This window comes from Haloarcula sp. R1-2 (assembly GCF_011627385.1).
Lineage (GTDB): Archaea > Halobacteriota > Halobacteria > Halobacteriales > Haloarculaceae > Haloarcula > Haloarcula marismortui.
In genome coordinates, this window is sequence record NZ_JAANTG010000002.1 from 819749 (window position 1) to 833137 (window position 13389).

General features: G+C 58.6%; 14 protein-coding genes and 1 tRNA gene. 6 read left to right on the forward strand and 9 right to left on the reverse strand.

Annotated elements, in window-relative coordinates; translation table 11 throughout:
* Nucleotides 1-32 precede the first annotated feature (32 nt).
* The 3 genes from ftsZ to G9C82_RS12335 form a co-directional block, all read right to left on the reverse strand.
* Nucleotides 33-1271: a cell division protein FtsZ gene (gene ftsZ, locus G9C82_RS12325; protein ID WP_007188698.1), complete on the reverse strand. Its 1239-nt coding sequence runs from the start codon at nt 1269-1271 to the stop codon at nt 33-35.
* A 2-nt stretch (nt 1272-1273) separates the two neighbouring features.
* Complete coding sequence (locus tag G9C82_RS12330) at nt 1274-1450, reverse strand: ribbon-helix-helix domain-containing protein (protein WP_004958264.1); 177 nt, start codon at nt 1448-1450, stop codon at nt 1274-1276.
* Between the two features lie 238 nt (nt 1451-1688).
* The gene (locus G9C82_RS12335; RefSeq protein WP_004958261.1) at nt 1689-2315 is read right to left on the reverse strand and encodes a zinc ribbon domain-containing protein; all 627 of its coding nucleotides are present in this window, start codon (nt 2313-2315) and stop codon (nt 1689-1691) included.
* A gap of 263 nt (nt 2316-2578) precedes the next feature.
* Here G9C82_RS12335 and G9C82_RS12340 point away from each other — a divergent pair.
* From G9C82_RS12340 to G9C82_RS12350, 3 genes are all read left to right on the forward strand, one after another.
* A tRNA-Tyr gene (locus G9C82_RS12340) sits at nt 2579-2652 on the forward strand.
* Nucleotides 2653-3080: 428 nt separating this feature from the next.
* Nucleotides 3081-3479, forward strand: coding sequence for a ribonuclease HI family protein (locus G9C82_RS12345; protein WP_127014240.1), 399 nt, complete (start codon nt 3081-3083; stop codon nt 3477-3479).
* Nucleotides 3480-3549: 70 nt separating this feature from the next.
* Nucleotides 3550-4377 (forward strand): PGF-CTERM sorting domain-containing protein, encoded by an 828-nt coding sequence (locus G9C82_RS12350; protein ID WP_127014241.1) that lies wholly within the window; start codon nt 3550-3552, stop codon nt 4375-4377.
* 103 nt (nt 4378-4480) lie between these two features.
* Here the strand turns inward: G9C82_RS12350 and G9C82_RS21090 are convergent, their stop codons facing one another.
* From G9C82_RS21090 to G9C82_RS12375, 6 genes are all read right to left on the reverse strand, one after another.
* Nucleotides 4481-4759: a hypothetical protein gene (locus G9C82_RS21090; protein ID WP_394343578.1), complete on the reverse strand. Its 279-nt coding sequence runs from the start codon at nt 4757-4759 to the stop codon at nt 4481-4483.
* Nucleotides 4760-4847: 88 nt separating this feature from the next.
* The gene (locus G9C82_RS12355) at nt 4848-5792 is read right to left on the reverse strand and encodes a hypothetical protein (RefSeq protein ID WP_127014242.1); all 945 of its coding nucleotides are present in this window, start codon (nt 5790-5792) and stop codon (nt 4848-4850) included.
* Nucleotides 5789-6442 (reverse strand): hypothetical protein, encoded by a 654-nt coding sequence (locus G9C82_RS12360; protein ID WP_127014243.1) that lies wholly within the window; start codon nt 6440-6442, stop codon nt 5789-5791. Before G9C82_RS12360 ends, G9C82_RS12355 begins: the two co-directional genes overlap by 4 nt.
* Before the next feature lie 362 nt (nt 6443-6804).
* The gene (locus G9C82_RS12365) at nt 6805-7803 is read right to left on the reverse strand and encodes a site-specific integrase (protein WP_127014244.1); all 999 of its coding nucleotides are present in this window, start codon (nt 7801-7803) and stop codon (nt 6805-6807) included.
* Nucleotides 7804-8049: 246 nt separating this feature from the next.
* Entirely contained in the window at nt 8050-8868 is an 819-nt protein-coding gene (locus tag G9C82_RS12370) for a universal stress protein (protein ID WP_127014245.1), read from the reverse strand.
* Nucleotides 8869-9100: 232 nt separating this feature from the next.
* Complete coding sequence (locus G9C82_RS12375) at nt 9101-10282, reverse strand: alanine--glyoxylate aminotransferase family protein (RefSeq protein ID WP_007188701.1); 1182 nt, start codon at nt 10280-10282, stop codon at nt 9101-9103.
* A 526-nt stretch (nt 10283-10808) separates the two neighbouring features.
* Between G9C82_RS12375 and G9C82_RS12385 the strand changes: the two genes are divergently transcribed.
* The 3 genes from G9C82_RS12385 to G9C82_RS12395 all read left to right on the forward strand — a co-directional run bounded on the left by G9C82_RS12385 (nt 10809) and on the right by G9C82_RS12395 (nt 13372).
* The gene (locus tag G9C82_RS12385; RefSeq protein ID WP_127014246.1) at nt 10809-11798 is read left to right on the forward strand and encodes an aldo/keto reductase; all 990 of its coding nucleotides are present in this window, start codon (nt 10809-10811) and stop codon (nt 11796-11798) included.
* Nucleotides 11799-12185: 387 nt separating this feature from the next.
* Complete coding sequence (locus tag G9C82_RS12390) at nt 12186-12929, forward strand: YihY/virulence factor BrkB family protein (RefSeq protein WP_127014247.1); 744 nt, start codon at nt 12186-12188, stop codon at nt 12927-12929.
* A gap of 80 nt (nt 12930-13009) precedes the next feature.
* Nucleotides 13010-13372, forward strand: coding sequence for a hypothetical protein (locus G9C82_RS12395; protein ID WP_127014248.1), 363 nt, complete (start codon nt 13010-13012; stop codon nt 13370-13372).
* The last annotated feature ends 17 nt before the right edge of the window (nt 13373-13389 follow it).

The following is a 13389-nucleotide window of genomic DNA, read 5'->3' on the forward strand; positions in this document are numbered from 1 at the left end:
CGTAGAAACCGAAAGAAAAGTCGTAGACGTCGCTACTTGTTCGTCCGGATGACGTCGAGTCCGTTGTTCTTCTCGCGCTGGTCCTGCCCGCCGTCGGTCTCGCTGTAGCCGGTGGTGCGACCGCCGCTGCTCTGACTCCCGCTGTTCGGGGCGGGGCTGTCGAAGCTTTCGACGTTGTCTGACGCGTCGAAGGACGTGTCGTCGCCGACTTCCTGAATCGCCTCGCGGGACTTGTTGGCCTGCTTCTGGGTCGTCGGGCCGAGTACCTGGGCGGACTGGACGCCGGTCATGATGGCCATGACCCGCACCTTACCCTTGTACTCTTCCTGAATCCGTGCGCCCCAGATGACGTTGGCGTCGGCCTCAAGCCGCTCGGTGATGTTCTGTGCGATGCCCTCGGCCTCCTTCAGCGTGAGGTCCGGGCCGCCGGTGATGTGGACCAGGCCACCGCTCGCGCCGCGGTAATCCACGTCAAGCAGCGGATGGTTCATCGCGTCCTTGACGACCTCTTCGGTCTTATTCTTGTCCTGAGTCTCGCCGACAAGCATCACCGCGACGCCGCCCTGATTCATGATGGATGTCATGTCGGCGTAGTCGAGGTTGATGAGGCTCGGCTGTGTGATGGTCTCCGAGATACCCTTGACAGTCTCGGCGATGATCTGGTCCATCACGGAGAACGCCTTGCCGATCGGCAGGTTCGGGACGTAATCGAGCAGACGGTTGTTGTCCAGCACGATGATGGAGTCCGCTTCGTTGCGGAGCTTCTCCAGGCCTTCCTCGGCCTTGACCGTCCGTGCTCGCTCGACGTTGAACGGCGTCGACACCATGCCGACGACGATTGCGCCCTGTTCCTTGGCGATCTTCGAGACGACGGGGGCGGCCCCGGTCCCGGTTCCGCCACCCATGCCGGCGGTGACGAACACGAGGTCAGCGTCGCCCAGCACTTCCTTGATAGTCCCCTGTGCCATCTCCGTCGCGCGCTCGCCCATCGACGGGTCGCCACCGGCACCGAGGCCGTTGGTGAGAGACTTGCCGACCAGAATCTTCGTGTCGGCTTCGATCATCTTGAGGTGCTGTTTGTCCGTGTTGATGGCCACGGTGTCAGCGCCCTCGACGCCGATGTTGTACAGGCGGTTGACCGTGTTGTTGCCGGCGCCACCACAGCCGACGATGACGATGCGCGGGTCGCCGAAGCCGTCGACATCACTGTCAGACAGCTGTTTCTGCTCCTGCTCGTCGCGTTCGAGGGCCTCATTAACGATATCCTGCATCGTTACACCTTGGCCCAGGACCGCTTCTTTTCGGAGGCTTTCTCGGAGCCTTCCTCGGCGAGCATCTCCCGAACCGCCGAGCGAATCGCTTCGCTCCGATTGGGGTACTCGCCCGTCTCGACCATTTGTTCGACCTCTTCAATCTGCTGCTTCGGAATCCGTAGTGTCACACGCTCCATGTTTGGTAGTTTCCCCTTGGGTAAGACGGCCCGGACGGGATCTGTTTACGACCCGCACGAGTGTTTACACAGCGAAACCGCAGTACGAGGGCGGCATCCCCTCGCGTTCGCCGCTGTGTAAGACGACCGTCTTACGCAGAATAAACCACTGACCCTGATGTATTAAAACTTACGGGCAGTGTCATACACTTTCCCGTTTACGGCGTTTAGAGGGTGTGTACTGCGTGCAAACGCTGGTTTAGGTCTGGTCAAGCACATCCGCCGCAGGCGTGCGTCTTCCGCACCCCGGACAGAAACCCCAGTCCGACCGGAGTTCATCGCCGCAATCACAGAACACCCGACGGGATGCCTTCTCACCGCAGTTCGGGCAGTAAACGTGGTCAGAGCCCAGATTTTCACCGCATTGCGCGCATGTCTTACGTTCCTCTGTGTCGGACCTCTCCCGTGTTTCCGGTTCTGTCTTACGCCCGCTCGTGTCGGACGCCTGACTTTCACTGTGAGACCGCCCGTCCTCGGCGCTTGCACCCCGGTCAGCGGTGCGCCGTTGTTCGGTTTCGGCGTTCGCTGCCCCTGCGCTGACGCCGTCTAACGAGATGTTTACGTTGACATCCTGTGGCTGCGGGTGGTGGTGTCGCGTTTGCAGTCGGTCGGCGATGATACTGTCAACACGTTCTTCGATGAGTTCGTCGATCGTCTCGGCGTCGGTCACGGACTCCGACGCCGACGACGGTGGGTCCGACGCTGACGGAGACGCGTCTCCGAGGTACTCCCGGAGCGCCTCGCGCATGACCTCGCTCTTCGAGGCATCGAACGCCTCGAGTTGGTCGATGAGGTCATCGTCAGCACGGAACGTTATTTTACTCATCGGACTCGGTGAGAGTATTATACATGATGGTATTTTAATCTTCCCGCGCTGTCTGACGCCCGTCAGCTACCGGCATGACGCGATACACCGCCTTGCTCAGATTCCCTTGGAGACTGCTTTGACCCGTCTGTCAGAACATCGGCAAGCGGGTCAGACGTGTCTGACATTGGCCAGTGTGTCACTCCCCGTCGTGTGACCGTCCGGCGAACCCTCCGCGAATAACAACCCTTAAGTCCAGACGGCGGGGTATTTTCGGGTGTCGACCGCCCTTAGCTCAGACTGGTAGAGCAGTCGACTGTAGATCGACTTGTCCCCCGTTCAAATCGGGGAGGGCGGACTTTATCACCAAACGATTCAGAGCTAAGCGGAGCCGCGCCGTTGTGCGATTCCATCTCGACGTGTTTGGGTTGAACAGGTCACCTGACTCGGGTAACCGCTGTCGTGCGTTCGCGTATAGCCGAACGTATCGGGGAAATTAGAGTCTTTCGGCCCTATAGCGCGTACTGCCTTCAATCTGGCGCACAAGCCTTGAGCGGCGTATTTTTATTCAGCGCGTTGAACGCGGTGTCACAGATGTGGGCACCCTGACTCCGAAGATTGGTGAGATATGCCATCAGGCATATGCGATTTCGTGACTATGTGAATGCCTCAGAATCCGCCCGATTGTCATAGTGTTGTATGAGAGAAAATAATGATGCAATCAGAAACGCAGAGAGTCACGTATCGAGCGAACAACAGGCGAGATAACACAGGTGGTGGGTGGAGATGACCACACCTGCTGTCATCCACTTCGACGGAGGCGCTCGTCCTTCCAATCCCGGTCCTGCGGCCATCGGTTACACGATAGAAGCCGAGGACTGGTCTGATGAGGGAAGCGAACACCTCGGCAAAGCCACGAACAACGAGGCAGAGTATCGCGCCCTCATCCGAGGACTGGAGGTTGCCTCGAAGCAGGGATGCACCGAGGTTGAAGCGAGAGGTGACTCGCAGTTGGTGGTGAGGCAGGTCACGGGTGACTGGCAGACGAACGAGCAACACCTCCGTGAACTTCGTGACCGCGCACGGGAATTGGCCGAGGAGTTCGAGACGTTCGAGATAGTGTGGGTCGACCGAGAGGAGAACTTACGGGCTGATGAGTTGGTGGACCGAGAGTTTGGCCACTGAGTGGACTGGACTGATTGTTGATGACAACCTTCTGAATAACTTATTTATGTCACAGTATTGATTGACCAGTATGGTCCGAACAAGGCCTCTGCTGATAGGACTACTCGTGATCGCAAGTGTGGGATTAGTATCTGAGCCGGTCGCAGCAGATGATGAATACCCAGCGGACTGTGATTCAGCACCAGTTATTAATGAGGGTACATATTCGGGACACATAGATTCTCCTGGAGACAGGGATGCATTTAATATTGACCTTTCAAAAGGAAATTATTACGCGTTTAAGTTCGAAATAAGTAGCGACGAAGAAAATTTTTGGATTTGGTTTCCTCCCCAGGTAGGAGATGAACACGTGTCAGTTCAGGATGTTAGAAATGCTGATCTCACCGAGGAAGAATATCCCGGCGTAGGAAGGTTTATTAATAATGTTAATGGCGGAATCCCTGTTTATTTTGAATTTTGGGCTGAGAATAGCGCAAAAACAAGATATTGTATAGAAGTTGAAGAAAGACCTGACGGAGGAGAACCACCATATGAATGGTCAATGGAGTTGGTGAAAAATGGACAAATAGACACACCGACTCCTTCCCCGACTCCTTCCCCGACTCCTTCCCCGACTCCTTCCCCGACTCCTTCCCCGACTCCTTCCCCGACTCCTGCGGCTACGGATAGTTCAGAGGATTCCACACCAACGGATAATGGCGGGGGGTCGGGAAATGACATACAGGATAGTGATGGAGATGGTGTGATAGACTCCAAAGACTACGCACCGAATGACCCTGAAGTGCAGGAAAAGAGCGACCTTCAGGATACATCAGGAGGGGCAGGACCCGGTTTCGGAGTTGGAGTTACGGTCGTTGCACTACTTGTTGGCACACTAATATTCCGTCGTAGGTTGTGACTGACTAATTCCGATTTTGCATCCGTCCAATTGTCATAGTGCCATATAGAGGGTTTGAATCAGTAATGGCGTATATCGGAAACACCCCGTGTACCTCGGTTGATTACCGACGGGATAACACAGGTGGAGTATGAAGTGACCACACTCTCGAACACCTATCCTCTCTCCACGTACCTCCTTCGAAGGTATCACTGTTCGTTCGACAGACTTTCCATATGGTCACCTCGCCATACGTGGCTCCGTCAGAGGAGTGTACCTCGTCCCACTTCGGTCGCATCCGACCAGAGGCTCGGAAACACTCGTCCATCAACTGCTGGTCACCCTTGCACCAGTAGTGGAGTTGCTTCACGAAGACCATATCCGAACTCCACCCGATTGTCATAGGATTATATGAAGGGATTGAACGAGGAGAACCGGCGGAATATCACAGTAGTGGTCTGGGTAGTGTCCACAGGATTGGGTTATCGCTCTCACTGCACGTACCTTCCATCGAACTCGTCATCCCCTCTCCGACAGGCGATTCGGATGTGCCTCTCACCATAGGTGTCTCCATTCGAGTAATGCACCTCATCCCACTTGCTCCGCATTCGGCCAGAGGTTCGAAAACATTCATCCATCAACTGCTGGTCTCCCTGACACCAGAAATACAGTTGCTCGATGAAGGCCATATCCGCTTCGGAGGCTGAGGTCTTCGTCCCATTCTGTCCCTTCCACCAGCGGAGGACACGAGTGTGGTCTACATCTGTATGAGGACACTTACCATATTCCTCGATGGTTCGGCGTATCTGCTCTGGGGTTGCGTCCGTCTGCCCTCCATTGAATTCCTGTTCTCTCACAGGCTTCTGCTGGCCCGTGAAAGAGAACTTCTGACTTTCGGGGAGATGGTCGTCCTGCACCTCTCGAACGACTGTGGCCCTACTCTCGACCGGTGTGAAGTCCTCGTACACGTCCCCCGTGAGGACGAAATATCGGCTCTCATCATACACTTCGAGGTGACCTGCCTCAGATAAGTCGCCTCGGTGCGTGTGGTCGTTCGAGTGGTCACCTTCTGCGATGACGTGTAGCCCTGTGCCCGAACTCGATACCTCGGTGTAGGAGTCGAGGCGTTGCACGATGATGCCTGCCTCGTCGGTGAACTCACCGCCTTCCTTCACATCATCGAGGTCGAATCCGACGAAGGGACCGCTCTCGGTGAAGCAGAAGGCCACCGTTCCACCGAGTTGCTCGACCCTGTTCTGCGCCTCGGTGAAGGCGAGTTGGTTCACCGATTCCTGCCAGCCTTCGGATGGAGCGACTGGCTTCTTGTCCTGAGTCACGAGCCACTGGTCGTGTTCCTTCAGGCGACTCGGGAGACTCTCACCACCACCTGTGTTATCCTCGCTGTCCTGCTGGACGGAGAACTCGAAGCGACTCATCGCACATCATCTCCGTACTCTCGCCAGACGTAGTCCACCAACTTCTCGCCATCTACACCGAGCATCTCCTCGGCCTCATCAACGAGATAGGAGTTCTTCGCCATCTTGACGTCGTCGTACTTGCAGAGGGTGGCGAAACCGATAGCGGCTCCGTCGATGCCCTCGTAGTACCGACTGAACCCTTGCAGGTCTTCCTGCATCACCATCTGGACAGCCCACTCATCGAAGGGGTGACTGACACCTGCTCGTGAAAGGATGATGTGCGCTCGGTAGAACTTCCAGACGTTTTCTGGACGCACCTTCTGGCCATCCCATCCCTCGCTGTAGCCGTTGGCTCGGCGCTCGGCAGGATGCTGGCGACCGTGTTGCAGGAGGAAGAACACCTCGTATCGCTCCCTCCTATCGTCGTCTGCATCTCGGGAATGAAGGGTGGTTCGGGCGCTCGTGCAGGGCGGGAAACTCGGTCGATGATGGAGATACCCCTTGTCCTTCTCGACATCCTCCCACGATTTCGAGCCTGTGTCGAACCGCTCCTCTAATGCGAGCGGTTGCCCTCCATCGGTTACGGCTTCCGCTGTGTCTGTATCCACGTCCTCCTCGGACGCTTCCCTGTCCTCCTGATTGCCAGAGTCGTTGCTTTTCGTTGTCATATTTGGTCACCACGCAAGCCAGAGTCGTCGCTCAAGAGCCGTCCTGAACAGTCACACGACTGCCAGACCCACTGCTCAAACCACCGTCTATACGGACACCCTCAGCAGGAGAAGTGGCTACTCAGCGAGCGATACGTTGCTGACTTCCTTACACTACTGTTGGTTAGTATAGTACTTAAAGGTGGCGACCAATTCTATCCCGGTTTTCTGGACACAGAGGCGTTATAATGCACTTTTCCAGACGAAAGTGGACTCCTATACACTCTTAAACTCCACTGTGTTATCTCTGCTGTCTGTCATTCAAAGAGGGGTGGTCTACCAGTCCCTTCACCCTTTCATACAATACTATGACAATCGGCCGGTCACATCGAGTCGAGGTACTCCCTCCGTTGCTCCATCTTCTCTTGTTCGGTCATCTTGTTGTAGTGCTTGTCCAGCACATCGGGCGAGACGTCTGCCCTGTCAGAAACGACCTGCTTCGGCACGTCGTTCTTCAGGAGGTGAGTGAGGCTCCCCTTCCGCAAGCAGTGGGGACTCCGTGATTGCTCGCACTTGCTGGCGTAGGAGTAGGGATACTGCTCGTCACAACAGCAGGACTCCCCGTAGTAGCAGGGTCGGGTGATGTGATACACGAGGGCACGGATGTTGCTCTGGCTGACACGCCCCTGCTCGGTAGTGATGAGCGGCTCTCGTCCGTTGTCGTCCGTCACGTCGGGACGAGTGTGGGTAATCCAGTCGCTCACGACTTCACAGGTGCGTTCTGGTATGGCGATGATTCGCTCTGCTCTCTCGCCGTTCTTGAGAGACGTGCCTCCATCGGGACGATGACGGATTGCGAGTGTCTGCTCGTCCGACCGGAAGTCTTCGAGGTCGAGCGAGTGCAGGGTTCCCATCCGTATCGACGTCGACCAGAAAATCTCAAAGAGGACGTGCTTTCGAGAGGCGTACTCGAAGCGTTCGAGGTACTCCCGAATCTTCTCCGCCCGCTCTCCATCAAGCATCTCGTCCTTGACGTCGTCGTTGGCATCGAGAGTCGGGAGCAGGATTTCCCCGTGCGTGCCTGACTCGACGGCGTCGATGCTCTCGCAGAATCGCACGAAGGCACGGAGCGTCGAGAGTTGGGTTCGGAGCGAGACGGGATTGAGGTCGCCGTCGTCCTTCCGCCAGAGCCGGTACTCGTAGAGCCTGCGGCCAGTGAGGTCGTTGAGGTTGGTGAGGTCTTCCTGCCCACACCAGCGCACGAAGTGCTTGAGACGGTATCTGTGAGCCTGTACGGTTCTCTCAGAAGCGTCGTCTTCCCGTTGTGAGAGGTAGAGGTCTACCGCTTTCTGTGGTGCGATGGGTTCGAGGTTTTGGGTCATCGGTTGTCATCTCCGCGAACCCACGACGTCGGTCGGGGAAGCCGAGCAGATTGCCCGATTCCGCCCTGTTATTCCGCCGCAGTCCCCCGTTCAAATCGGGGAGGGCGGACTTGGTTTTCCGCGAATCATCGAACGTGAGACTGTGAGCGGCAAGTACGCCTACCGGGGCGATTTGAGCACGAGTCAGGCGTTCAAATAAGAACGGGCTTGCGTTTCAACCTTGCACCACCCGGCCACTGAAGGCGGTCAGCCGGTGAGCGTAACCGGGCGTTCGGCAGCGAGCATGATGTCCTGCGTGGTGCTCCCGAGGAGGACGTTCGCGATCCCCGACCGTTTGCGTCCGCCCATGACGATGCTGTCGGCGTCCCGGTCCGTTGCGGCGTCGAGTATCTTCCGTCCGACCTCGCCGCCGACGGCGACTCGTTCGACGGAGATGCCCTTCGCTTCCAGATGCTCCGCAGCAGTGACAGCGGCGTCGACCTCCTCAAAGTCGTGGGATGGAGCGCCCTTGTAATCCTGATGTGGGAATACGAAGAGGACCGTTGCTTCGACTGAATCGGGAATGTTGGGAAGGGAAGTCAGGTGCTTAGCCTGGTTCCGTGCTCGCTCTTCGCTCGTATCGACTGGGACGAGGACTCGCCGTATTCCGTCGCCGAGGACAACGCTCTCGCCCGTGATTGTGACCGGCCGCTCAGCTGAGAGCAGGACGTCCTGTGCAGTACTACCGAGCAAGACTTTCGAGACGCCCGATCGCTTGCGTCCGCCGACGACGATCTCATCGCTGTCCAGTTCGGTCGCGGTACGGACGATCTGTTGGGCAACGCCGCCGTCATCAACCATTCGAGTTACCGAGACGCCAGCCGCTTCCAGTTGGTTGGCCGCCTGGACAGCAGCGTCTATGTCGTCGAACGCTACCTCAGCAGCGTCGGCGAATTCGTCGGGGGGCACCACGTAGAGAACTGTCGCCTCGACGGTGTCAGTGGCATCCGGGAGCTGTGAAACATAGCTCGCTTGATTCGACGCGCGCACTTCGTCTCTGTCGACGGGTATGAGTACACTGTACATCACACGTAGATATGTTAGTGCAACTGAATTAAATCATAACATATGTTCCCGCAGGGTAAGAAAGCCAGTCTGCGTGACCAGCTCGACCGGGTGATATGAACCGTACTGCTGTGATGCGCTCGAAGCAGTAGACGCAGGTCTCGAAACAAAGCAAAAACCGAGGGGCCACAAGGTACTGAATATAGAGCTGCAGAATCTCGAATCGAACTGCGGGTGTCGGCTTGGCGTGGCGTTAGAAGCGCTCGCTCATCGCCGCCAGTCCAGCGTCCACGTCTATGGCCGCGCCCTGCTCACCGAGCGCGTTACCCAGCGCTGCAAGCAGATAGCTGACGTTCTGCCGTCGGGCCGAATGGCCCATGCAGCCGATACGCCAGATGTCGCCTTCCAGTGCACCCAGTCCGCTGGCGATTTCGAGGTCGTACTCGTCTAGCAGGTACTGGATGACCGCGCCGTCGTCAACGCCGTCGGGCACGCGGACGGTGTTCAGACTCGGGAGCCAGAAGTCGTCGGGGGCGTTCATCTCCAGCCCCATGCCCTCGACGCCGGCCTTCAGCGCGCCAGCGACGCGCAGGTGGCGGTCCCAGCGTTCTTCGATGCCTTCCTCGGCGACGAGTCGGAGCGCCTCACGGAGTGCATACACGTTCGTGATCGGGGCCGTGTGGTGGTAGGCGCGCTCATCGCCCCAGTACCCCTCCAGCAGCGAGATGTCCAGATACCACGAGCGGGCCTCGGACTCGCGGGAGAGGACCTTGTCCATCGCGTCGTCGTTGAGCGTGAGCGGGCTCGCGCCCGGTGGACAGGAGAGGCATTTCTGCGGGCCGGAGTACGCCACATCGATGCCCCACTCGTCGACGCGGAGTTCGACGCCGCCCAGCGAGGTCACGCTGTCAGCGATGACCAGCGCGTCGTTTGCGTGGGCGATGTCAGTGAGTTCAGGCACCGACGGCTGGAGAACGCCAGTGCTGGTCTCGGCGTGGACGAACCCGAACACGTCCGGGCTGTGTTCGTCGAATGCCGCTTCGACCGCTGCCGGGTCGAGCGGCTGGCCCCAGGGTGCGTCGACGGTGACGACCTCGCCGCCCGCGCGCTCGGCCATGCTTGCCATCCGGTCGCCGAAGTAGCCGTTCGTCGGGACGAGCATCGTATCGCCCGGCTCGACGACGTTGCCGATGGCTGCCTCCATCGCCGCGGAACCGGTCCCGGAGACCGGAATCGTCCACTTGTTGTCCGTCCGGAACGTATACCGGAGGAGGTTCTGGACCTCGTCCATGATCTCGATGAACGAGGGGTCAAGATGGCCGACCAGCGGCGTACTCATTGCCTTGAGCACGCGCGGGTGGACGTCGCTCGGGCCGGGACCCATTAGCGTTCGATCCGGCGGTGTCAACTCCCCGACAGTGGGTGCCGCATCCATACCCTGGGGTACCCGGTGACTGGGCATTAAAATCAGTGGTCACGACCCCTTAGTCAGGGGGCGGCCTCACATTTCTGCTGGGATCGTCCCTCTCTCCTGCAATAGTATAGACTAATTATCACTTCTACGCTGCCAGTCACCGGCTGCCACTACCCTACTCCATAATCACAATCGCCAGACGCCACCGGTGTGAAAGGTGTGAACAATCTACCCTGTTTTTACTCTCGTACTGCTAAGGTGGCGTGTGGTCGTCGATGGGATTGTTCGATAACGCTGCGTCCCCTGGGGAGGAACCGAGACGCCGGTACACCTGTTTGGTGTGCCGGGCGTCGTTCGACGTTCAGTACCACTCGTGTCCGGACTGCGGTGGGTACGACATCCGCCGGACGAAGTGGCTCACGTAGCCCCCGGCGTCCACGTTGGCACGCCCACCGGACTGCCTGCTATCGGGCTACACTGCCCTTTTTTGTCCAGAGCGTTGCTGTGTACCACAGCCACCAAGTGACCGCCGACGGTATGGTCGTACGTGAACCGACGACAGTTAGGGACGACAGGGTACGACGTGACAGCCGTCGGACTTGGAACCTGGAACATCGGTGGAGATTGGGGCGATGTCTCGGCAGAGGAAGGCCGGGAAACGATCCGGACCGCGCTCGATGCCGGCGTCGATTTCATCGACACCGCCGACGTGTACGGTGACGGCTTCAGCGAGCAGCGCATCGCAGAAGTGCTGGACGAACGCGGGGTCCGCGACGAGGTGACCGTCGCGACGAAGGCCGGCCGCCGGCTCGACCCACATACAGCCGACCGCTACAACTACGACAACCTCTCCGAGCACGTCGACCGCTCGCGGGAGTATCTCGGGACCGATACGCTGGAACTGTTGCAACTGCACTGTCCGCCGACCGACGCCTACTACCAGCCCGAGACGTTCGACGCCCTCTCGCGGCTGCAAGACGAAGGGAAGGTCGCTCACTGCGGCGTCAGCGTCGAACGTGTTGAGGAAGCGCTGAAAGCCATCGAGTACCCGGAAATCGAAACGGTCCAGATCATCTTCAATATGTTCCGCCAGCGGCCTGCGGAGCGGTTCTTCGAGGAAGCCAAGCGCCGCGACATCGGCGTCATCGTCCGCGTCCCACTGGCTTCCGGGCTCCTGACTGGCAAACTCTCCCGGGACATGGAGTTCCCCGAGAACGACCATCGGAACTTCAACATTGAGGGCGAGGCGTTCGACCGCGGTGAGACCTTTGCCGGGCTCCCGGTCGACGCGGGCTTCGACGCTGTCGACGAACTCCGCGAGCACGTCCCCGAGCGAATGACGATGGCCCAGATGGCGCTACGCTGGATTCTGGACCACGACGCAGTGTCGACTGTCATCCCCGGCTCCACCTCACCGGACCACGTCCGGGCGAACGCGGCGGTCAGTGAGATGGCCCCACTCTCGAATCAGGTCCACGGCGCGGTGCGTGACATCTACGAGGAGTACGTCTTTGAGGACGTTCACCATCGCTGGTAGTCGCCGCTCGGTAAACGTTTACGATTGCGCACACTTTTCACGGCGGTAAACAACGACTGACGCAACGAAATCTGTCTTAGACTTCTATCTGGAGTAGCGCTTGCGTCCCCGAAATCATATACCAAATCTGACCATTCTGGCCACAGAAAACATATGAATACAGACATTTCACGGCTATCGTCGTGTCAGAATCTGAGAGTTCGTCAGACAATTATGCCCCTGTAGTCCACACCCCGAACTGCCCATCAGTCGTCGGCGGACACCGGGTCACACAATGCCTGCCATCGCAGGCGGACGTTCTATTCCCGTGGCTCGCGACCCGTGTACTGTGAGTACCGCTCAGCTATCGATCACAGTCACCATCACCGGAACGCGCCCCAGACACCGATGAGTGGTCTCGTGACCGGACGCGAGATCGTTCAGACGGCCCGTGATGAGAACGTCCCATTCATGGGGGCCAGCATTGCCTACTATGCGATTGCATCGATCGTTCCACTGCTTGCGCTCTCTACGTTTGGAGGCACTGTTACGCTGCTGGAACTGCTTCGAACGGTCCTCTCCGAGAACGGCCAGGTGATTCTGACGGAACTGCTTGAGAACACGCGCGGCCATGGGGCGACCGGAACCCTGAGTCTGGTGTTGGTCGTCTGGAGCGGCAGCAAGGTGTTCCGCGGGCTCTCCGTTGCCTTTACCGAGGTGTACGGCGAGGTCACGGACATATCGCTGCCGGCCCAGCTTGTCCGTAGCGCAGTCGTGATGGGCGTGCTCCTCGGTGCTGTCGTCTTTCTGTCGGCCACTAGCGTCGCACTTACGTACGTCAAGTTTCAGGTCCCGTATCCGACGCTGGTCGGCAACGTCGCTGCGTTTGCCGCCCTCGGTGTCGCGTTCGTCCCGATATACTACGTTCTGCCACCCGTCAAAACCTCGCTTACACACGTCGCCCCGGGAGCGCTGTTTGCCGCGGCGGGCTGGATCACCATCCAAGTCGGATTTTTCTATTACGCCGGGACTGCCGGCCGGTACGCGGCATACGGCTACCTCGGTGCGCTGCTCCTGTTCGTCACGGCGCTGTATCTGGCCGCTATCGTGTTGCTGCTCGGTGTCGTCGTTAACGCGACGCTGGACTGGTAGCACCTGTGGACAGCCACGTCGGGTCTTGCATTGGCAGGCAGTAGCTTCCTCCTGTTTCCCCCGGTCTATTCAGTCGCCACATGAGCGAATCATCGTCACTGCGGCCTCGGATCGCCGGGCGTCTGCAGTCCAGCGCGGAACAAGCCATCAAACGCCCAGTCAGAGAAGCCGTCCAGGAGGCGCTCGCAAACGCGGCTCAGACCGGGGGCGGAAACGCCGAACCTGGAAAAGCGGCCACGACTGCGTCGAGACGCGCCAAAACGGACCTGTCGGACAGCACGGACGCTGACCAGTCGATGTCGTCCGCCGGAGACAACAAACCAGTCGGCTCGCGTTCAGGCTCCAGCAGTCGACTCCGGTCTCGCCGGACGCTGGCCTTCGGGCTCGTTGCACTCGGTGCCTACCTCTCCCGCCGCCGTCGGTCTTCAAGCGGGGAAACGTAGCACCGGTAACGACGCAC